The sequence below is a fragment of the Bradyrhizobium sp. McL0616 genome (genome assembly GCF_049993385.1).
Classification (GTDB): Bacteria; Pseudomonadota; Alphaproteobacteria; order Rhizobiales; family Xanthobacteraceae; genus Bradyrhizobium.
Genome location: NZ_CP188255.1, coordinates 2,083,027 through 2,101,133 on the forward strand (window position 1 = coordinate 2,083,027; position 18,107 = coordinate 2,101,133).

Consider the following 18,107-nt stretch of genomic DNA (forward strand, 5'->3'; position numbering starts at 1 on the left):
AACGGCCCATCTGCCAGGTGCGACCAATCGGTAGAATTGGCGAGCTTTCAGCCTGGGGAGACGATGATGAACGGCGTCCTGACCAATGCCCTGATCGCCGTCGGAGCCATCGGCGTGATTGGCTATGCCCTGATGACCCATTTTCAGAATCGCGCCCCGCATTCTCGCGCCAGGGCAGGCGGCGATGACGGTGGCGGCGACAGCTATTCGGATACCGCGAATGACGGCTTCTCGCTGGGAAGCTGGTTTTCCAGCGACAGCTCGGGCAGATCGAGCGACGGCGGCAGCTGCTCCACAAGCGACACTGGCGGGGGCGGAGACTGCGTAGGCGGCGGCGATGGAGGGGGAGGCAGTAGCGGCGACTAGGCCCAAACCGGCTGCATCTTGATTCAGCGCAATACCCTATTTTAGAGCCGTTCTAGGCTGGTTCCAGGCCAGTTTGGAATAGCTTGAAATACCGGTTTTTCCTTTTGCATCCGGCCGGCCCCTTGAATATCGATATTGGCGCATCACCAAGGGCCGCCGCTTTCCATGATCGTCTGTTCCTGTAACGTGCTGAGCGATGACGACATCCGCGCCGCCGTCGCCGAGTCCGACGACGCCGTGCGTCATGCCAAGCAGATCTACGGATGCCTCGGCTGCAGCGCCGAATGCGGCCGCTGCGCGCGCACCATCAAGACCATCATCGATGACGCGCTCGGCCCCTGCGCCAAGTCCTGCTGCTCCGGCTGCCCGCACAACCACACCGTGGCCGCCAATGACGAGACGGCTGAACCCGCCCAGTTCGCCCTCGCGGCTTGCTGAAAATCTTCCACCTCGTCGGCTGAGCTTTTCCCCGGCTGCGTCCCCGTAGCCGGTTGCCCTCATTCCCAAACTCTTTTAGAAGTGTTCTAAATTCGGTTTCCAGCCGGATTGGACTGCAAAAGCTGGAGTGGAATCATGCAGGGCGACGCAAAAGTTATCGATTATCTCAACAAGTCACTGCGTCACGAGCTGACTGCGATCAACCAGTACTGGCTGCACTACCGTTTCCTCGACAATTGGGGCCTGCTGGACATGGCCAAGGTCTGGCGCAAGGAGTCCATCGAGGAGATGGAGCACGCCGACAAGCTCACCGCGCGCATCCTGTTCCTCGACGGTTTCCCGAACATGCAGGTGCTCGATCCCCTGCGCATCGGCCAGAACGTCAAGGAGGTCATCGAGTGCGATCTCGCCGCCGAGATGAGCGCGCGGGCGCTCTACCAGGAAGCGGCGACCTACTGCCACAGCGTCAAGGACTACGTCACGCGCGACCTGTTCGAGAAGCTGATGAGCGACGAGGAGCACCACATCGACTTCCTCGAGACCCAGCTCGATCTGATTGGCCGTATCGGCCTCGAGCTCTACACCCAGAAGCATGTTGGCGGGCTCGAGGGCGACGGGCACTAAGCTCGTCTAGTCCACCAAGGCTGCCACACACTCCGCTGTCGTCCCGGCGAAGATCGGGACGACGTTGCGGTTGTTGCGCTAGCTAAAGCTGCGTCTTGTACCGCGCTTCCACAACATCCTGGCTCTCCGGCTCGCCCAGGGTGGTCTGGTCGTGGATCACCTCGCTGATGCTCGGCATCACCGAGCGCTGCACCTTCTCCGGCGCCCACAGCTTGGAGCGCATCAACGCCTTGCCGCAGTGGAAATAGACTTCGCTGACGACGACGCTCAGCACCGCGCGCGGCGGCTTGTCGAATTCCACCATCGCGGCGAGCAGATCCGGATCGGCCGACAGGGTGCCGCGTCCGCCGACGCGCAGCGTCTCGTCGATACCGGGCACGAAGAACAGCAGATGCACGAAGCCCGAGCCTTCGACGACGTTCCGAAAACTGTCGATCCTGTTGTTGCCGGAACGATCGGGCATCAGCAGCCGGTTGGGGCCGGCGACATGGACGAAGCCAATGCTCCCGCCGCGCGGCGAGGCGTCGACGCTGCCGTCGGCGTCGGAAGTCGCGAGCACGCAGAACGGCGACATCTCGATGAATTTCTTCGCATGCACATCGATCGCGGGACGCGCTTTCGCGATCACGCGCGGGGTCGGCTTCGAATAGATGGTGGCGAGGTCCTCGGCGCAAAGCTCGGTGGTCACGAAGGTCTCCCTGCTTGGATGCGTGAGGATATCATTCCCCGGTCTGATCGCTATCCCTTTTGTCGCGGCCGCCACGGCCAGTCGATCACGCCGGCGCAGTACAGCGCCCACCAGATGATGACGGGCTGAAGCGCCAGCCGCGGCCCGTGATAGAGCCAGCTGTTGGGGATGGGCGGAAGGTCGATGCCGTCGATGGCGTGCTTGATGTTCGCCGGCCACACGCTGAGCGCATAGAGCGCGAGCCCGACACCGGCCCACCAGCGCAGTGGCTTCGTCACCAGCGCGATCGCGCCCAGGATTTCGCAGACGCCGGTGACAAGAATGATTTGCGGCGCAAACGGAACCCATGTCGGTGTAATCGCGAGCAGCTTGTCAGGGACCCGGAGATGCGCGACGCCGGCTGCTAGGAAAAACGCCGCCAGCACAAAACGCATCACGGCGCGCGAACGATCGTTTGCAGGAGTGGTGTTCATCAGCCGAACTAGCACGCGCGGCGCCAAGGCGCCATCGCGGAGCGGGCCTACACCGCGTCCGCCGGCACGAAGCAACTGATGATGATGGCGCCGCGATGATGGACGTACCACACCACGGCCTGGCCGACGGGATTGCCGCGGTCGCGGATGATGGCGCGCTCGGGCACTGCCATCCACTCTCCTTCGATCGGCACCCAATAGGTGCCGCCGCGCACGTCGTATTCGGTGCGGTGGCCGTCGGAGATGTCGCAGCAGGGCACACCGTTCGGCGCCATCACGCTCTTGAACCAGGCGCGGATGTCGGGCGCGACGTTGTCATATTGCCCGTTGTCGAACGCGAATGAGGCGCTCGCAAGCGCGGGCATTGCGGCCAGCAGAGCGAACAGCGCAAGCTTGCGCATGCGATCCTCCTCACCGTGTCTCGCGCCTGCGGCGCGCAATCGCGTCGCGTGTCGATTCGTATCGTTGATGCAATTAAGCCCGAGCCGCCGGCGCATTGCATGCTCAAAATATATGCGGCGCCAATGCGCCGCATATAATGCGCTGCGAGATGACGGCGCGGTCCGCCGTCCTACATCGTGCGCTGCGGCGCGGTTTGCAGCAATTGCCGGATCTGTTCGCTGTAGAACTTTGCGTTGCCGGTGGTGCCGTGGCCGCGCGTCTCGGTGCTGGCGGGGATCAGGTAAAGGTGCCCGCTTTTGACCCGCTTCATCGCAGTGTCCGTGACTCCGGTCTCGGGCGGATTGCGCTCGTCATCGGCGGAATTGATCAGCAGCAGCGACGCCTCGATTCCCTCCAGCTTCTCAGCGGCATTGTAATCGTGCGAGGACTCCCACTGATAGACGAAGTCGTTGGCATCCGCCGTGATGGGCGTCGCCAGCCGCTCGTCGACGATCATGTCCGCCTTCGCCGCCGTCGGCGCCTGGGACTGATAGGCCAGCGTGCCGCCGATGCTCGCGATGCCGTAGGCGGTGATCGCGTATTTCATCATCCGCGGCTGGCTGGTGTAGTTGCCGCTGTTGTAATCGGGATCGTTGCGGATGGTGTCGAGCATGATCCGCCGCAGCATCCAGTTGCGCGATGCCATCTCCGTCGGCTGCGAGGCCATCGGGATCAGCGCGTCCATCGCCTTCGGGTATTTCTCGCCCCACAGCCAAGTGTGCATGCCGCCCATCGAATTGCCGATGACGAGCCGCAGATGCTTGACGCCGAGGCCCTCCGTCACCAGGCGGTATTGCGCCTCGACCATGTCGTCATAATCGTATTTCGGGAAGCTCGTCTTCATCCCGTCGGACGGCTTTGACGATTGACCGTGGCCGATACTGTCGGGAATGATGATGTAATATTTGGACGCATCGAGCGGCTGCCCGGCGCCGAACAGCTCGCCCGCGAAGCTCGCCGCCAGCATGCTCGCGGCCGACCCGCCCGATCCGTGCAGCACCAGCACGGGCTGGCCGCTCGGCTCGCCGACGGTGGTGTAGTGCAGCCGCAGCTCCGGCATCGTCTCGCCGGTGTGGAATTTGAAGTCCTTGGCGATCCAGTCGCCCTGCTTTGGCGCAGGAAAGTCGGCGGCCATGGCTGGGATTGCGATGGACAGGAAAACGGCCGACAGCGCCGCGCAACGAGCTTTCATGAGTCTCTCCCCATGCGGCTCATACCGGGCGGCCGCGTTGCCTGGACCTTAGCAGAACTACCCGGAACGATGTAGGATTTTAGCCCCGCCGATCGTCTTAGAGGAAACTTCGGGAGAGACTGCATGTGCCGCAACATCAAGACGCTGTTCAACTTCGAGCCGCCGGCGACGGAGGATGAAATCCATGCCAGCGCAATCCAGTTCGTGCGAAAGCTGTCCGGCTTCAGCAGGCCATCGCAGGCCAATGAGGCGGCGTTCGACCTTGCGGTCGCCGAGGTCTCGGAGGCTGCGCGAAAACTGCTGACCTCGCTGCACACCCACGCGCCGGCGCGCGACCGCGAGATCGAGGCGGAAAAGGCGAAGGAGCGTTCGCGGCTGCGTTTCGGCTAGCCAAAGCCTTTCCGTGATCTGGCTCACGGAAAGTGCGGTCTCAGCGCGCGATGGTGTTCGCCGGGGTTTTGACAACCCGGAGTACGACCATGAGCCGCCCCCTTCTTCCGCTGAAAGCAGGTGCCATCGTCTTCACGCTGCTGTGGACTGCCTGGATGATGTGGTGGGGCGGCTCGTTCTCGAGCGCGAACGTCGTCATCCTGGCCTTGTGCGGCGCTGCGGTCGGCTATCTCTGGTATCGCGCCATGCGCTGGCAGTTCGAGCGCATGGGCATGCTGCCGCGGCGGGAGGATCAGGCGAAGTAGACGCGCCTAGTCGTCCTTGTAGCCGTGCTTCTTCTTTTTCTTCTTTTTCTTGTGCTCGTCGCCTTCGGCATCGTCGCCCTCGTCATCGAGGGGCAGATCCTCGGCCTCATGCACGGCGGCCTCTAACGCCGCGCGCTCGGCAGCCTCCTGTTCACGCTGGCGGCGACGTTCGTCCCAGGCGTCGAACAGCTGGTCGAGCCACGGCAGCACCTGCTCGATCGACGGCAATTGGCCGGGCGGACCGGCCTCGCCGCGCGGGCCTTGAATCCCGGCGGGGCCTTGGCTCCCGGCGGGGCCCTGCGGGCCTGCTGCTCCCCGCGCACCGGCTTCGCCTGGCTTGCCTGGCAGGCCGGCCTTGCCCTGCGCTCCGGCCTTTCCGGTCGGGCCCGGCTTGCCCTGCGGTCCCGGCTTGCCGCGTGTGCCGTCCGGCCCGCGCTTGCCCGGATGACCCTGCGGCCCCGGCCGTCCCGGCTCGCCCTGCCGCCCGCGCGGACCCGGAGGTCCCTGCCGTCCCTGATCGTCTGCCACGCCACTGCTCCCTCTGCGGAAGCAAGCTACTTAGCGGCGTTTGACGACAGCGGCAATTCCGCCCGCGCATCGCGCCGGGCTTGATCAACATCAATCGACGCCGCGGCGCACAGCTTCACGCGCTAGTCGTGATAGGCGGGCACGTCGATGCCGGAGGCGGCATAGAGCCTGATCTTGTTGCGCAGCGTGCGCACCGACAGGCCAAGCACGCGGGACGCGCGGGTGCGATTGCCGTCGCAGCGCGCGAGCGTCTGGAGCACGAGCTCACGCTCGACCTCGCCGACGGTCGCGCCGATCAGCAGTGGAACGATCTGGTTTGGGGCAAGGAATTGCGCGCCCTGCTCGGGCGCCGCGACATGAACAGTGGTCATCAACATACTCCCCGATCAACGCCCGCTTCCATTGTTGGAAGCGGATCGAGAACAAACGACCCCCAAGCCGTAGATCTACGGTGGGAGGGTTTGGTTAATGAAAGGTTAATTGAGGGATGGGCGCACCAATTGACCTTGGGAATGCCGCCGCGCCGCCGCGATTGGCACAGGATGCATAGCGCTGCGGACCGATCTCGCGCGGCAAACTCGCCGCCGCGCTCACACCGTCCGATATCCGCCATCCACCATCACGATCGTTCCCGTGACGTAAGACGACAGATCGGAGGCAAGGAAGATCGCGGGGCCGACGATGTCCTCGGGCTTGCCGGTGCGCGCGAGCGGGGTGTGGTCGACGAAGGCCTGCACCAGTGCCGGATTGGTGGCGCGCACATTGGCGTTGATGTTGGTCTCGATGAAGCCCGGCCCGATCGCGTTGACGCGCACGCCCTCCTTGCCGAGTTCGACCGCCAGCGCCTTGGTGAAGCCGAGCACACCGTGCTTGGAGGTGGTGTAGGCCACCGAACTCGGCGTGCGCAGATGCACGAAGGACTGGATCGAGCCGATATTGACGATGCGGCCCTTGCTCGCGCGCAACGGGGCAAGGAACGCCTGCGTCATGTTGAAGACGCCGTTGAGGTTGAGCGAGATGATGTCGTTCCAGTCCTTCGCCACCGTCTCCGGCTCGGCGGTGAAGGCATTGCGGCGGGTGATGCCGGCATTGTTGACGAGGATCGTGACCTGTCCGACCTTGTCCGCAACCTGCTTGGCCAGCGCAAAACAATCGTCGCGCTTGGTGACGTCCAGCGCAAAACTCTCGGCCTTGCCCCCGGCCTTGCGGATCTCCTGCGCGGCTTCGGCAACCGTATCGGCATTGACGTCGAGCAGCACCACTTGCGCGCCCTCGCGCGCGTAGCCGGCCGCGATCGCCCGGCCAATGCCGGAACCCGCGCCCGTGACGACAGCGATGTGATCTGTGAGCAATGCCATGACATTTTCCTCCCGGATTCGTTTCGAAATTTCATGAAAGGCTAACTCGAAATTAAGGGGTCGGAAACGGCGGCCTTGGCATACTGATCTCCATTGCTAAACGTTGCGCGCATGATGGAACGGCTTGAATCCTGGAAACTGGCGCTCGAGCGCCTGCGATCGGCGGAAGCGGTCGACTGGACCGAGGCGGGTCGGCTCGTGGCCGAGATCGCGCGGATGAGCACCGACGCCACGCTGCGGCAGGCCGCCGATCAGGCGTTGCCGGTGCTGCGCCAGGCCGTGGATAACGACGATCGCAGCGTCACGCTCGCGGCCCAGCGCCGGATCGGCGTGATTCTCGATGTCGTCCATGGCCTGACCGCGCCGCGCTTCGGCCGCCGCAACGGGGCGCCGAAAAAGCTCTCCAGCGAGGACCGCGCCCGCAAGATGCTCGGCCTGCCGCTCGCCGTGCAGCTCACCTGCGACGACATCAACCAGGCCTATCGCCGCGCCGCCAAGGGCAAGCATCCCGACCAGGGCGGCAGTGCGCAAGCCTTCATCGACCTCGCAGCCGCGCGCGACATCCTGATCCATCCCGGCGCCCACAAGGACGCGTGAGAGCGCTCAGCTCTTGTTCACGCAGCTCGGATAGGGCGCGGCTTCGCCTGATACAATCGGGCAGAGCTCGATCGGGCTCAAGTCGCGCAGGCGGGCTTGCCAGCGCTCGTCATTGACCGGCGGCTCGTCGGCCTCCGGGCCGCGCTCGGCCCATTGAATGGTGTAGTAGTCGGTCGCACCCTTCAGCGTGACCAGGAGCGCGGTCTCGCTGTGCCGCGTCGGACCGCTGTCGACGCGGCCGCAGCCGATCACGGCAGCAAATCCCTCGAAGCGGCCGAAATTCATGGCGCCGAACGGTCTTGCCGCAAAGCTGTCGGGACAGGCCGATTTGAAACCGCCGGCGATCGAGCCTGCAAACTTCTCCGGCGATGCGCCCGGCGTCAACGTCATGCCCTTCTCGCCGGTCACGGTGATCATCTGCGTCCAGAGCTCCGGCGTCTCGCCCTTGAGCACGGCCTCGCGGATGTAGTGGCCGCCCTTGGTGTTCTCGAACACAACGGCGAAATTCGACGGCATCGTGAAGCTGACGAGCTGGCCGAAGATCGGCGAAATCACGCGGAACGACTCCGGGGCCTGCGCCTGCGCCGTTGCTACGAGCAGGAGCGATGCGGCCAGAACTGCTGCTGTCGTCGTCCGTGCGCGCATCGATCCGCTCCACATCCGCGTGGTGAAAAAAACGACCGGGCAAGGAAGCTAGCATCGCATCCTTGCCCGGCTCTTTCGTCCGCCGATCGAATTCCTACCAGGAGCAGTGGCCGGCCTTCAAGGCATGGTCCTTCAGCTCGAGCGCGTCGAGGAGGGTCGGAACGCTCGTGCTGGCGCGGTGGTAGCCGGCCGGCCACGGCGTGGTCGGAATGCTTTCGTCCCAGATCTGGCACACGCCGCTGTCATGCCAGCGGATCAAGTGATAGCCGGCTTCGGCCGGGCTTGCGGCGACGAAAGCGGCAATGGCGAGACCGGTGGCAGCGCACAGCATGGATAGACGACGCATGGATCAGCTCCTCAAAATGAAAGATGTGATGCGCCTCCCGACAATGACGGGGAGGGGTGGTGCGGGACGCTTTCGGGCCTGCGCCCCGGACAAGACGTGAGTAGTTCCGCATGCTGACAAGGTTCAAAGCGTGCGCGTGGGAAATGCTGGAAATTGGCTGAATAAAGCGGCCGGCGACGTCGCGCCTGGCGCAAAAAGCGAAGGGCGGGCTGCTCGCGCAACCCGCCCTCGAATTCGTTCGGCTGTGAGCCTGCTCAGAGCGTGCAGCGGCGCTCCGAGCGCAGCTTGATCTGGAGATCCGAAGCCGCGGTGAAGGTCGGGAGCGGCTTGCTGACGACCTTGTAGGTCGATGCGCCCCACTGGAACGGCTTGTAGCGGAGGTCCTCGTTCCAGACCTGGCAGATACCGGTGTTGTCCCAGCGGATCACGTAATAGCCGACCGCCGCCGAGGCCGGCGCGGCGAACACGGAGGTAGCGATGCCGGCAACGGCACAAAGGGCGAGAACGCGACGCATTAAAAATCTCCTGATGGGGAAGTGTGACCCGAAAATTCGTGCGGTAAAAGCAGGTCCTTTGCAAGCTGAGGAGCGGCCGTTCACGGATATGTCAGATGGAGTCACGCACTTGGTTCGGCCGAGTGCCCGGCAGGACACACGTGCTAAGCGTGGCTCACTTCGCCAGCGATGCAACTGCCTCGATCTCGATCAGCATCTTTGGATCGGGCAGCGCCTGCACCACGCACGTGGTGCGTGCAGGGTAGGGCGGTGGACCGAACGCGCCGGCATAGAGCGCGTTCATGGCGGCGACGTCGGAGGCGCGGGTCAGGAGCACGTTGAGCTTGACGAGGTCGCGCGTCGTCGCACCGGCCTCGTCGAGCACGCGCTTGATGTTGACGACGACGTTGGCGAACTGCGCGTCAAAACCGTCCGGCAGCGCGCCATTGGCATCGAAGCCGGGAATGCCGGAGACGAACAGGAGGTCGCCGACGCGCGCAGCGAAGGACAGCGGCGGCGCCTTGACATGCGGCGGGGGCGCAAAATGCTGGATCGGCATGGGATCACCTCGAATGCTGGAGTTCGCACGAGCGTAGCGGCATGCGGGGCCTGCTCCAACAAAAAACGCGAAAACAACCCCATGCACAGTAGAAATTGTTGGCAAAAATCGAATTTCGGGAAGAGAGAAGTTGCGGTTGACGCGTCGGGCAGAACAGGGCCAGAATGGGATGGTGGGAGATGTTCGCGAGCGCAGGCGGCTTGCTTCGCTTCTCCCCGCGTGCGGCCCGTTGGCGGGAGAAGCGGAAATCCATCCACCCCGTCATTGCGAGCGCAGCGAAGCAATCCAGACTATCTCCGCGGAAAGATTCTGGATTGCTTCGCTGCGCTCGCAATGACGGAGAATGAGGACCTTCCCTGAGTCTAGCCGCCACCGCACTTGCAGAAACTCTCCCCATCATGTTGCCGCCGCGATCCATCGGATAGATTGCTGCATCTGATTCGAATCCATCCCTTGAAAAATAGCCCCGGAGACGCCCCATGAAGATCGCTTCCACCTTGCGCGCTGCGCTGGTCGCCATTGCCGCGCTGGCCGGCCTCTCGACTGCGGCGCAGGCCGACGGCGGCACCGTGGTGCTGACGATCTACAAGGCGGGCTGGATCATCGGCGGCTCGGGCGGTTCCGGCATGCTCAACTTCCGCGGCCGCTCCTATTCGCTCTCGACCGGCGGGCTCGATTACGGCCTCGTCTTCGGCGGCTCCAAGACCGTGCTGCGCGGCCGCGTCTCCAACATCAACCGTCCCTCGGATGTCGCCGGCGTCTACGGCGCCGCCGGTGCCGGCCTCGCCGTCGGCCGCGGCGCCCGCGCCATCGTGCTGACCAACCAGAAGGGCGCGGTGCTGGAGCTGTCGGGTACGCAGGTCGGCCTGATGGCGAATGCGGATCTGAGCGGGCTTGCGATCACGATGCGGTAGGGACAGCCTGCATCAACGTCGTCATTGCGAGCGCAGCGAAGCAATCCAGACCGTCGCCGCGGAAGGATTCTGGATTGCTTCGCTACGCTCGCAATGACGGAACTGGTTAAGATCCACTCACCGCCGCATGAATCCTCTCGCAATGCGCGACGAGATTCCGATGCGCATCGACGAACGCTTTCAGCGGCGTCGGAATCGGAAAGTAATAGATATTGGCGATGAAGCCGTAGATGCCGGCATCGATGCTGGTCGGCGCTTCGCCGTGCACGAAGCCCTGCGCCGGCACGATCTCGGCTAGCACCTGGAGATCCGCGAGCCCCCGGGCGTAAGCCTGCTCGGGCGTGTAGCGGCCGATGCCCTGGAAATGATAGCGCTGCGCATTGTAGGCCTTCGCCTTCTCGAAGCCATCAGCGTCGATCTGCGGATGCTGCGCGATGAAGCCGTCGCGAAACGCCGGATAATAGCGGTCGTCCTTCCAGCGCGAATACGACATCACCCAATAGAGATCGTCGAGCATGCGGGTGACGAGATGATTGATGCGAACCTGCGCAGGTGACAGCGCGGCGTCGATGGTCAGTTGATATTTTGTGATTGTCTGCGCGATGATCGTCTCGCTGTCGCCGATGGTCTCGCCGTCGTCGACGACATAGGGCAGCTGCCCGCGCGGTGCGGCGGAGGCATCGAACACATGCTCCTGCACAAAGGGCACGCGCGCGAGCTTCAGGAAGGCGTAGACCTTGAGGCCATAGCCGTTGTTGTCGGCGACACCGAACAACTCCGGATAGGAATAGAGCGTCAGCATGATTGCTCCCTTACTCGCGGGCCGGCGCCCTGGCGCGTTTGCCGGTGGTGGCCGCCTGCGCAGGCTTGCTGGAACGGATCATCAGGAACGATCCGGATGTGCCGGGCAGCCGCCAGCGCCCGTCGATCTCGGTTGCCTCCACATTCATCACGCCGTCGTAATGGACCGTCTCGAAGCCGTATCCGGGCGGTTCGTAGCGTTTGACGAACGACACCACGCTGCCGGAGCGATGACCCGTGATCGAGGCGCTGTGGGTTCGCAGCGGACATCGCGGGTTCGAGCAGGGCTCGGTCACGTCGCCGATCAGCGCGCCGCCGGTCTCGACCAGCGTCGCGGTGAACGTGACCATTCCCGTGCCGGGTTGGATGTAAGTGCCGTCCCAGACACCGGAGAGATCATCGCTCACGGCAGTGGTTTCCTGGACATGATGTGCGCCGGGTGACGCCCCGGCTGGTCCACCCCAAGTTCTTCCACCCTAAGTCGTATCGCCGTCGGGACGCGCTTGCAACAGGTCTGCGCATCGTGCGGGGTCGATCGATCGGAGGATGCTTGGCATTGCGCCGCGGGCTGTCGTGCCAGACCAGCCCCGCCGGCCAATCGGGCGCGCAAGACCTCGACAAAAATGATACGCCTCAGTCGGATCGTCGTCCGCTCGTTCGTCCTTCGAGCGACCGCCCGCGCTGGGCGCGTCTCGTTCCACATCCCGGGGTATCAGCACATGACGTCCATCACGCCGTTTCTCTGGTTCGACAACAATGTTCCGCAAGCCGTCGCTTTCTACAAATCGGTGTTCCCCAATGCCAAGGTCGAGACCGTCAGCGACTTCATGGCGGCGTTCGAGCTCGAAGGGCAGCGCTTCAACGCGCTCAATGGCGGGCCGATGTACCGCTTCAACGAGGCGGTGTCGTTCTTCATCAGCGTGGAGACGCAAGCCGAGGTCGATTATTTTTGGGACAGGCTCACCGCCGACGGCGGCGCGGAATCCAAATGCGGCTGGCTCAAGGACAAGTTCGGCCTGTCCTGGCAGGTGATCCCGACCGCCCTCGGCCGCTATCTCGGCGATGCCGATCGAACGAAGGCCAATCGCGTCATGCAGGTCATGATGGGGATGAGGAAGATCGTGATTGCGGAGTTGGACAAGGCGTATGCGGGGTGAGTGTTAGCTGCGTAACTGCACTAACTCCTCATGGTGAGGAGGCGCGAAGCGCCGTCTCGGGACGATGCTTTGCATCGCTCGGAGAACCATGCAGGCCCCATCTCGCACGCGGCCATCCTTCGAGACGACCGCTCAGCGGTCTCCTCAGGATGAGGGCGGTGTATGTGGCGCGTTCAATGCCCACGCGCCGCCATCAGCTGGTCGATGCGGCTGTAAAAACCGCCAGCTGCGCACCGAACGCGCGGCGAAAGGCCGGCCGCGCTTCGCCGCGGGCAACATAGGACGAGAGGTTCGGATAGTCGCCGAGGATGTGCGATGAATTCAGCCTGCGCAGCACTGTCACCATCAGGAGATCGCCGGCGCTGAACGCGCCGTCGAGCCAGTCGGCCCCGCCGAGGTGTCGGGACAATTCGTCGAGCCGGACAGAAACGCGATCCCTCAGGTTGGGCAGGCGTTCCTCGTACCAGCTCTCGTCACGTTCAAGCAGCGTCGCCATCCCGAGATCGACGATCGGTGGCTCAACGGTGTTGAGCGCGGCAAACATCCACGCGATGGCGCGCGCCCTGGCGTTCGTCTCGGTCGGCAGCAGCCCGTCATGATGTTCGGCGATATGGAGCACGATTGCGCCGGTCTCGAACAAGACAAGATCGCCGTCCTCGAAGGTCGGGATTTGTCCGAACGGATGCAGCGCAAGATGCTCCGGCTCCTTCATGGCCTCGAACGACACCAGGCGAACGTTGTAGGGCAGACCCACCTCCTCAAGCGCCCAGCGCACCCGCATGTCGCGCGCCTGTCCCATGCCGCGGTCGGGTGAGGTTTCGAAGGCGGTGATGGTAGGGGACATCGGGAGCTCCGGAGTGATCGCGCTTTGGATCCAGAGGACGAACGTGCGGAGTGGATTCCGACAGCCTATCGCGTTTTCTGACGGGCGTGTACGCAGCCCGTAGCCCGCATGAGCGCAGCGATATGCGGGAACAGTCGCCCCGGATATCGCTTCGCTCATCCGGGCTACGCATCCTCGTAAGGAGCAATCCACGCCGCCAACTCCCGCCACGGCTCCAGCGTCCAATGCCCGGACGCGGCGCCGGACGGCGAGGGCAGCACGAATATCTCCGGCAAGCTTCCATCGCGCGGTTGCTGCCCCAGCGCAATCCCGCTCGACGGCCTGCCATAAAACAAGCTCGCCGCCTTCTTGCTCGTGAACGCAATCGTCCGCGGCCGATACTTTTCGATCTTGGCCCTGAAGCCGGGCACGTCGATCGACGCGGTCGCGATCTGGTGATCCATCCCCGCGCCCGACTTGGAAAGATCAGTGAAGCCGATTCCGAACTCGATCAGCGCGGCGAACTCGCTCGGCTGATAGCGCCGCGGCGTGATGCCGGCCTCATGGATCGCGCGCCAAAAGCGGTTGCCGGGATGGGCGTAGTAGTGCCCGAGCTCGGCCGAGCGCGTGCTGGCGGCGGTGCCGACGAAGACGAGGCGGAGGTTGGGAAGGAGTTGGTCGGGGAGGCGGTCGGGGGAAGCTTTGGGCACGTCAAATATCCGCGGCATTAGCCCGCATGAGCGGAGCGATATGCGGGACGACAAAGATCCCGGATGTCGCTACGCTCATCCGGGCTACGATTGCTAGCGGTAAATCGGGAAGAGATTGAGATGGCGATTGGTTTTGCTCAAAGCTTTGATTTTAACCCCATCATAGGATGGGAGCTCTATCAGGTGACGATCGATAAATATCACATAATGTTCTGGTTTGAGGACGAGCATGCCTTGCTGAACGTGGCGGATCGTTTCTCATTCAGGTCCTCAGATGGCGCAGTCAATTTCTTCTATGAGATCTATGGCAGTCATAAATCTCTGAATGTTGATCGAATTCTACGGACGAAAATCGCCGAAGCGCGGACCATTAGTAAGGACCAGCTCGATCTCGTGTTCGGAAATGGAGACGTCCTGTCGATCTACGATAATCCGGAATTCAGATCCTGGTGGTTTCTCGGGGGACGCCAAAACGACCCGATTACCAAGAGGACGAGTTGGTCTTTTGCACTCGGCGATCAAGAGTTAGAGGACCTCACGGAGCAAGAGTACCAAGATCGACGCACCTAACGAGTCCAAAGCTATCCGACGCCATTCATCGGAGGCTCGCTGTTGGATCGACTCTCAGCCAAAAAAGAGGCCAGACTTTCGCCCGGCCTCTACGCGTCCTTCGATGCCCCGATCAGCCCCGAGAATGGTTATGGAAGCGCCGGCGGCGTCCTTTACAGCACCCGATTGCTCTCCTTCACCTTCTCCGCATCCAGATACACGCTGCTTCCCATCTCCTTGAACTTCGCGCTCATCTTCGCCATGCCGTCCTCGGCGGTGCCGCTGATCGACATGCCGATGCTGTTCGGATCATTCAGCGTCGCCGCATAGTCCCGGACGTCCTGCGTGATCTTCATCGAGCAGAATTTCGGGCCGCACATCGAGCAGAAATGCGCGACCTTGTGGGCTTCCTTCGGCAGGGTCTCATCGTGGAAGTTCTTGGCGGTCTCGGGATCGAGGCCGAGGTTGAACTGGTCGCTCCAGCGGAAGTCGAAACGGGCGCGGGAGAGCGCGTCGTCGCGCAGCTGAGCTGCCGGGTGACCCTTGGCGAGATCGGAGGCGTGGGCGGCGATCTTGTAGGTGATGACGCCGACCTTGACGTCGTTGCGGTCGGGCAGGCCGAGATGCTCCTTCGGCGTGACATAGCAGAGCATGGCGCAGCCGAACCAGCCGATCATGGCAGCACCGATGCCCGAGGTGATGTGGTCGTAGCCCGGCGCGATGTCGGTGGTCAGGGGTCCGAGGGTGTAGAACGGCGCTTCGCCACACTCCTTGAGCTGCTTGTCCATGTTGATCTTGATCTTGTGCATCGGCACGTGGCCGGGGCCTTCGATCATGACCTGGCAGCCCTTGTCCCACGCAATCTTGGTCAGCTCACCGAGCGTCTCGAGCTCGGCGAACTGCGCGCGGTCGTTGGCGTCCGCGATCGAGCCCGGGCGCAGGCCGTCGCCGAGCGAGAACGAGACGTCATACTTGCGCATGAGGTCGCAGATCTCGTCGAAATGCGTATAGAGGAAGCTCTCCTTGTGATGCGCCAGGCACCACTTCGCCATGATCGAGCCGCCGCGCGACACGATGCCGGTGACGCGGCTGGCAGTGAGGTGGATGTATTGCAGGCGCACGCCGGCGTGGATGGTGAAGTAGTCGACGCCCTGCTCGCACTGCTCGATCAGCGTGTCCTTGTAGAGCTCCCAGGTCAGCTGCACCGGATCGCCGTTGCACTTCTCCAGCGCCTGGTAAATCGGAACGGTGCCGATCGGCACCGGCGCGTTGCGCAGGATCCATTCGCGCGTGGTGTGGATGTTGCGGCCGGTCGAGAGGTCCATCACGGTGTCGGCGCCCCAGCGGATCGCCCACACCATTTTCTCGACCTCTTCCTCGACCGACGAGGTTACCGCCGAGTTGCCGATATTGGCGTTGATCTTGGTCAGGAAGTTGCGGCCGATGATCATCGGCTCGAGTTCTGAGTGGTTGATGTTGCAGGGAATGATGGCGCGGCCGCGCGCAATCTCAGCTCGGACGAACTCCGGCGTGATGAAGGCGGGGACTTCGGCGCCGAAGCTCTCGCCGTCGGCGAGCGCTGCTTCCGCGCGATCGAGCTGCTGCTTGCGGCCGAGATTTTCGCGCGCGGCGACGTAGATCATTTCCTTGGTAATGATGCCGGCGCGGGCGAATTCGAGCTGCGTGATCTTGTGGCCGTCGAGGCCGCGGAGCGGCTGGTGATAGGCCGAGAAGGCGCGCGCGGCCTTGTCGGTGGAGACGCTGCCATTGTCCTCCGGCTTGATCTGCCGTCCCTGATATTCCTCGACGCCGCCGCGCTCCAGCACCCAGGCCTTGCGGCCGCGCGCGAGACCGGCATTGACGTCGATGGTGACGGACGGGTCGGTGTAGGGGCCGGAGGTGTCGTACACCGGCAGGTTCGGCTCGCCGGCGCCTTCGGACAGGATGATCTCGCGCAAGGGGACGCGAATGTCGGGCGCCGCGTCCGGGGATGCGAAGATCTTTCGCGAGGACGGCAGCGGGCCGGTGGTGACGGCGGGGATGGTCTTGTCGGGGTTGGAGCGGATGTTCATGGGATCCTCCTTTTAGTTCGTAAGCGAGTGCGTCGGGACGACGCTGGTGAGTTCTTGCTCCGTCATTGCGAGCGCAGCGAAGCAATCCAGAATCTCTCTGCGGAGACAGTCTGGATTGCTTCGTCGCAAGTGCTCCTCGCAATGACGAGTGGAGAGAGGGCGCATCACGCCGCCTCCTTCGACAGGCCGAGCCATTGCCGCACCCGCGCATCGGGGTCGGCGTTCTGGGTGACGTCGCTGACGACGGCGATGGAATCCGCGCCTGCGGCAAAGATCTCCGCGGCGTGCTCGAACTTGATGCCGCCGATCGCGACCAGCGGGATGCTGCCGATACGCTTCTTCCAGTCCGTGATCTTCGGAACACCCTGCGGTTCGAAGCGCATTGATTTGAGCGTGGTGAAGAAGATCGGGCCGAGCGCGACATAGTTGGGCTTTGCGGCGAGCGCGGTTTCAAGCTCCGCGTCGTCATGGGTGGAGACGCCGAGCGACAGGCCGGCCTCGCGGATGGACTTGAGGTCGGCATCGGCCAGATCCTCCTGGCCGAGATGCAGATATTTTGCGCCGGCGACGACTGCGGCGCGCCAATAATCGTTCACGACCAGCTTGGCCTGCGTACCCTCTGTGATCGCCAGCGCGTCGCTGACGATCTGCAGCGCGTCGGCGTCGTTGAGGTCTTTTGCGCGCAGCTGGATGGTGCCGACGCCGAGCTTGGTCAGTCGTTCGACCCATTTGAGGCTGTCGACGACGGGATAGAAGCGATCAGGATACGCGTTGCGATCAGGATACGGCATGCCAGAACGGGGTCCCAACGACAGGGGTTGAAGGGGAGGCGAAGTCGCGGGCGTTCATCAGCCCGGCCTCAAAAGCGGTGCGGCCGGCCTCGATGCCGAGGCGGAAGGCATTTGCCATGGCGACGGGATCGGCGGCTTTTGCGATGGCGGTGTTGAGCAGCACGGCGTCATAGCCGAGCTCGAGCGCTTCGGCCGCGTGCGAGGGCGCGCCGATGCCGGCATCGACGACCAGCGTGATGTCGGGTAGGCGCTCGCGCATCAGCTTGAGCGCGTCGCGATTGGTAATGCCCTTGGCGCTGCCGATCGGCGCGGCCCACGGCATCACCACCTTGCAACCAGCATCGACCAGGCGGTTTGCGACCGAGAGATCCTCGGTGCAATAGGGGAACACTTCAAAGCCGTCCTTGATCAGGAGGCTTGCCGCCTCAACCAGGCCAACGACGTCGGGCTGGAGCGTGTCGTTGTCGGCGATGACCTCGAGCTTGATCCAGGACGTAGCAAACAATTCGCGCGCGAGCTTGGCGGTGGTCACGGCTTCGCGCACGCTGCGGCAGCCGGCGGTGTTCGGCAGCACGGTGACGCCGAGCTCGCGGATCAGATTCCAGAAGGTGTCCCCGGTTTTGCCGCCGGCGGATTCGCGGCGCAGCGACACCGTGACGATGTTCGAGCCTGAGGCTCGGATCGCCGCCTGCATGATCGCAGGCGAGGGATAGAGCGCGCTGCCGATCAGCAGGCGGGAGGCGAAGGTTTTGCCGTAGAAGGTCACCATGTGGGAGGTGTCTCCTCGAATTCAGCCGTCGTCCCGGCGAAGGCCGGGACCCATAACCACGAATGGCCGTTGTGACG

The 18,107-nt window shown here is 63.5% G+C and carries 27 protein-coding genes; 9 read left to right on the forward strand and 18 right to left on the reverse strand.

Annotated elements, in window-relative coordinates; genetic code table 11:
• The first annotated feature begins 66 nt into the window (after positions 1–66).
• The 3 genes from ACPPVR_RS10055 to bfr all read left to right on the forward strand — a co-directional run bounded on the left by ACPPVR_RS10055 (position 67) and on the right by bfr (position 1,428).
• On the forward strand, positions 67–366 hold the full coding sequence (locus ACPPVR_RS10055) for a hypothetical protein (protein ID WP_426614071.1): 300 nt from the start codon (positions 67–69) through the stop codon (positions 364–366).
• A 165-nt stretch (positions 367–531) separates the two neighbouring features.
• Positions 532–804, forward strand: coding sequence for a (2Fe-2S)-binding protein (locus ACPPVR_RS10060; protein ID WP_426616061.1), 273 nt, complete (start codon positions 532–534; stop codon positions 802–804).
• Positions 805–939: 135 nt separating this feature from the next.
• Complete coding sequence (gene bfr, locus ACPPVR_RS10065) at positions 940–1,428, forward strand: bacterioferritin (RefSeq protein ID WP_426614072.1); 489 nt, start codon at positions 940–942, stop codon at positions 1,426–1,428.
• 82 nt (positions 1,429–1,510) lie between these two features.
• On the opposite strand, the gene ACPPVR_RS10070 is transcribed toward bfr, so the two are convergent.
• The 4 genes from ACPPVR_RS10070 to ACPPVR_RS10085 form a co-directional block, all read right to left on the reverse strand.
• Positions 1,511–2,116 carry an MSMEG_1061 family FMN-dependent PPOX-type flavoprotein gene (locus tag ACPPVR_RS10070; protein WP_426614073.1) on the reverse strand — a complete coding sequence of 202 codons (606 nt, stop codon included), beginning with the start codon at positions 2,114–2,116 and terminating at the stop codon, positions 1,511–1,513.
• 50 nt (positions 2,117–2,166) lie between these two features.
• On the reverse strand, positions 2,167–2,589 hold the full coding sequence (locus ACPPVR_RS10075) for a DoxX family protein (RefSeq protein WP_426614074.1): 423 nt from the start codon (positions 2,587–2,589) through the stop codon (positions 2,167–2,169).
• A gap of 47 nt (positions 2,590–2,636) precedes the next feature.
• Complete coding sequence (locus tag ACPPVR_RS10080; RefSeq protein WP_426614075.1) at positions 2,637–2,990, reverse strand: hypothetical protein; 354 nt, start codon at positions 2,988–2,990, stop codon at positions 2,637–2,639.
• Between the two features lie 170 nt (positions 2,991–3,160).
• Positions 3,161–4,222 (reverse strand): alpha/beta fold hydrolase, encoded by a 1,062-nt coding sequence (locus ACPPVR_RS10085; protein WP_426614076.1) that lies wholly within the window; start codon positions 4,220–4,222, stop codon positions 3,161–3,163.
• 123 nt (positions 4,223–4,345) lie between these two features.
• Here ACPPVR_RS10085 and ACPPVR_RS10090 point away from each other — a divergent pair, with 123 nt between their 5' ends.
• Both ACPPVR_RS10090 and ACPPVR_RS10095 read left to right on the forward strand, forming a co-directional pair.
• Positions 4,346–4,612, forward strand: a complete 267-nt coding sequence (locus ACPPVR_RS10090) for a DUF2277 domain-containing protein (protein ID WP_426614077.1) — start codon at positions 4,346–4,348, stop codon at positions 4,610–4,612.
• A gap of 89 nt (positions 4,613–4,701) precedes the next feature.
• Positions 4,702–4,917, forward strand: coding sequence for a hypothetical protein (locus ACPPVR_RS10095; RefSeq protein ID WP_426614078.1), 216 nt, complete (start codon positions 4,702–4,704; stop codon positions 4,915–4,917).
• 6 nt (positions 4,918–4,923) lie between these two features.
• Here the strand turns inward: ACPPVR_RS10095 and ACPPVR_RS10100 are convergent, their stop codons facing one another.
• The 3 genes from ACPPVR_RS10100 to ACPPVR_RS10110 form a co-directional block, all read right to left on the reverse strand.
• The gene (locus ACPPVR_RS10100; RefSeq protein WP_426614079.1) at positions 4,924–5,445 is read right to left on the reverse strand and encodes a collagen-like protein; all 522 of its coding nucleotides are present in this window, start codon (positions 5,443–5,445) and stop codon (positions 4,924–4,926) included.
• Between the two features lie 122 nt (positions 5,446–5,567).
• A complete protein-coding gene (locus ACPPVR_RS10105; protein WP_045013908.1) occupies positions 5,568–5,816 on the reverse strand; it encodes a helix-turn-helix domain-containing protein in 249 nt (82 codons plus the stop codon).
• Between the two features lie 219 nt (positions 5,817–6,035).
• Positions 6,036–6,803, reverse strand: a complete 768-nt coding sequence (locus ACPPVR_RS10110) for an SDR family NAD(P)-dependent oxidoreductase (RefSeq protein WP_426614080.1) — start codon at positions 6,801–6,803, stop codon at positions 6,036–6,038.
• A 111-nt stretch (positions 6,804–6,914) separates the two neighbouring features.
• On the opposite strand from ACPPVR_RS10110, the gene ACPPVR_RS10115 reads away from it, so the two are divergent.
• Positions 6,915–7,400 (forward strand): J domain-containing protein, encoded by a 486-nt coding sequence (locus tag ACPPVR_RS10115; protein ID WP_426614081.1) that lies wholly within the window; start codon positions 6,915–6,917, stop codon positions 7,398–7,400.
• 6 nt (positions 7,401–7,406) lie between these two features.
• On the opposite strand, the gene ACPPVR_RS10120 is transcribed toward ACPPVR_RS10115, so the two are convergent.
• The 4 genes from ACPPVR_RS10120 to ACPPVR_RS10135 all read right to left on the reverse strand — a co-directional run bounded on the left by ACPPVR_RS10120 (position 7,407) and on the right by ACPPVR_RS10135 (position 9,444).
• Positions 7,407–8,045, reverse strand: a complete 639-nt coding sequence (locus ACPPVR_RS10120; protein WP_426614082.1) for a hypothetical protein — start codon at positions 8,043–8,045, stop codon at positions 7,407–7,409.
• A gap of 94 nt (positions 8,046–8,139) precedes the next feature.
• Entirely contained in the window at positions 8,140–8,391 is a 252-nt protein-coding gene (locus tag ACPPVR_RS10125) for a hypothetical protein (protein ID WP_426614083.1), read from the reverse strand.
• A gap of 254 nt (positions 8,392–8,645) precedes the next feature.
• Complete coding sequence (locus tag ACPPVR_RS10130; RefSeq protein WP_426614084.1) at positions 8,646–8,906, reverse strand: hypothetical protein; 261 nt, start codon at positions 8,904–8,906, stop codon at positions 8,646–8,648.
• Positions 8,907–9,060: 154 nt separating this feature from the next.
• Complete coding sequence (locus ACPPVR_RS10135; protein WP_426614085.1) at positions 9,061–9,444, reverse strand: RidA family protein; 384 nt, start codon at positions 9,442–9,444, stop codon at positions 9,061–9,063.
• 479 nt (positions 9,445–9,923) lie between these two features.
• On the opposite strand from ACPPVR_RS10135, the gene ACPPVR_RS10140 reads away from it, so the two are divergent.
• A complete protein-coding gene (locus ACPPVR_RS10140; RefSeq protein ID WP_426614086.1) occupies positions 9,924–10,358 on the forward strand; it encodes a hypothetical protein in 435 nt (144 codons plus the stop codon).
• Between the two features lie 106 nt (positions 10,359–10,464).
• Here ACPPVR_RS10140 and ACPPVR_RS10145 read toward each other — a convergent pair whose 3' ends face one another.
• The gene (locus ACPPVR_RS10145) at positions 10,465–11,160 is read right to left on the reverse strand and encodes a glutathione S-transferase C-terminal domain-containing protein (RefSeq protein ID WP_426614087.1); all 696 of its coding nucleotides are present in this window, start codon (positions 11,158–11,160) and stop codon (positions 10,465–10,467) included.
• A gap of 10 nt (positions 11,161–11,170) precedes the next feature.
• Positions 11,171–11,566 carry a hypothetical protein gene (locus ACPPVR_RS10150; protein WP_426614088.1) on the reverse strand — a complete coding sequence of 132 codons (396 nt, stop codon included), beginning with the start codon at positions 11,564–11,566 and terminating at the stop codon, positions 11,171–11,173.
• 312 nt (positions 11,567–11,878) lie between these two features.
• On the opposite strand from ACPPVR_RS10150, the gene ACPPVR_RS10155 reads away from it, so the two are divergent.
• Complete coding sequence (locus ACPPVR_RS10155; RefSeq protein ID WP_426614089.1) at positions 11,879–12,316, forward strand: VOC family protein; 438 nt, start codon at positions 11,879–11,881, stop codon at positions 12,314–12,316.
• 193 nt (positions 12,317–12,509) lie between these two features.
• On the opposite strand, the gene ACPPVR_RS10160 is transcribed toward ACPPVR_RS10155, so the two are convergent.
• Together ACPPVR_RS10160 and ACPPVR_RS10165 are read right to left on the reverse strand one after the other, a co-directional pair.
• A complete protein-coding gene (locus ACPPVR_RS10160) occupies positions 12,510–13,160 on the reverse strand; it encodes a glutathione S-transferase family protein (protein WP_426614090.1) in 651 nt (216 codons plus the stop codon).
• A gap of 164 nt (positions 13,161–13,324) precedes the next feature.
• On the reverse strand, positions 13,325–13,867 hold the full coding sequence (locus ACPPVR_RS10165) for a mismatch-specific DNA-glycosylase (RefSeq protein ID WP_426614091.1): 543 nt from the start codon (positions 13,865–13,867) through the stop codon (positions 13,325–13,327).
• A gap of 102 nt (positions 13,868–13,969) precedes the next feature.
• Here ACPPVR_RS10165 and ACPPVR_RS10170 point away from each other — a divergent pair, with 102 nt between their 5' ends.
• Entirely contained in the window at positions 13,970–14,419 is a 450-nt protein-coding gene (locus ACPPVR_RS10170) for a hypothetical protein (RefSeq protein ID WP_426614092.1), read from the forward strand.
• Positions 14,420–14,571: 152 nt separating this feature from the next.
• Here the strand turns inward: ACPPVR_RS10170 and thiC are convergent, their stop codons facing one another.
• The 3 genes from thiC to ACPPVR_RS10185 all read right to left on the reverse strand — a co-directional run bounded on the left by thiC (position 14,572) and on the right by ACPPVR_RS10185 (position 18,030).
• A complete protein-coding gene (gene thiC, locus ACPPVR_RS10175; protein WP_426614093.1) occupies positions 14,572–16,470 on the reverse strand; it encodes a phosphomethylpyrimidine synthase ThiC in 1,899 nt (632 codons plus the stop codon).
• A gap of 164 nt (positions 16,471–16,634) precedes the next feature.
• A complete protein-coding gene (locus tag ACPPVR_RS10180) occupies positions 16,635–17,261 on the reverse strand; it encodes a thiamine phosphate synthase (protein WP_426614094.1) in 627 nt (208 codons plus the stop codon).
• On the reverse strand, positions 17,248–18,030 hold the full coding sequence (locus ACPPVR_RS10185; RefSeq protein WP_426614095.1) for a thiazole synthase: 783 nt from the start codon (positions 18,028–18,030) through the stop codon (positions 17,248–17,250). Before ACPPVR_RS10185 ends, ACPPVR_RS10180 begins: the two co-directional genes overlap by 14 nt.
• Positions 18,031–18,107: the final 77 nt, after the last annotated feature.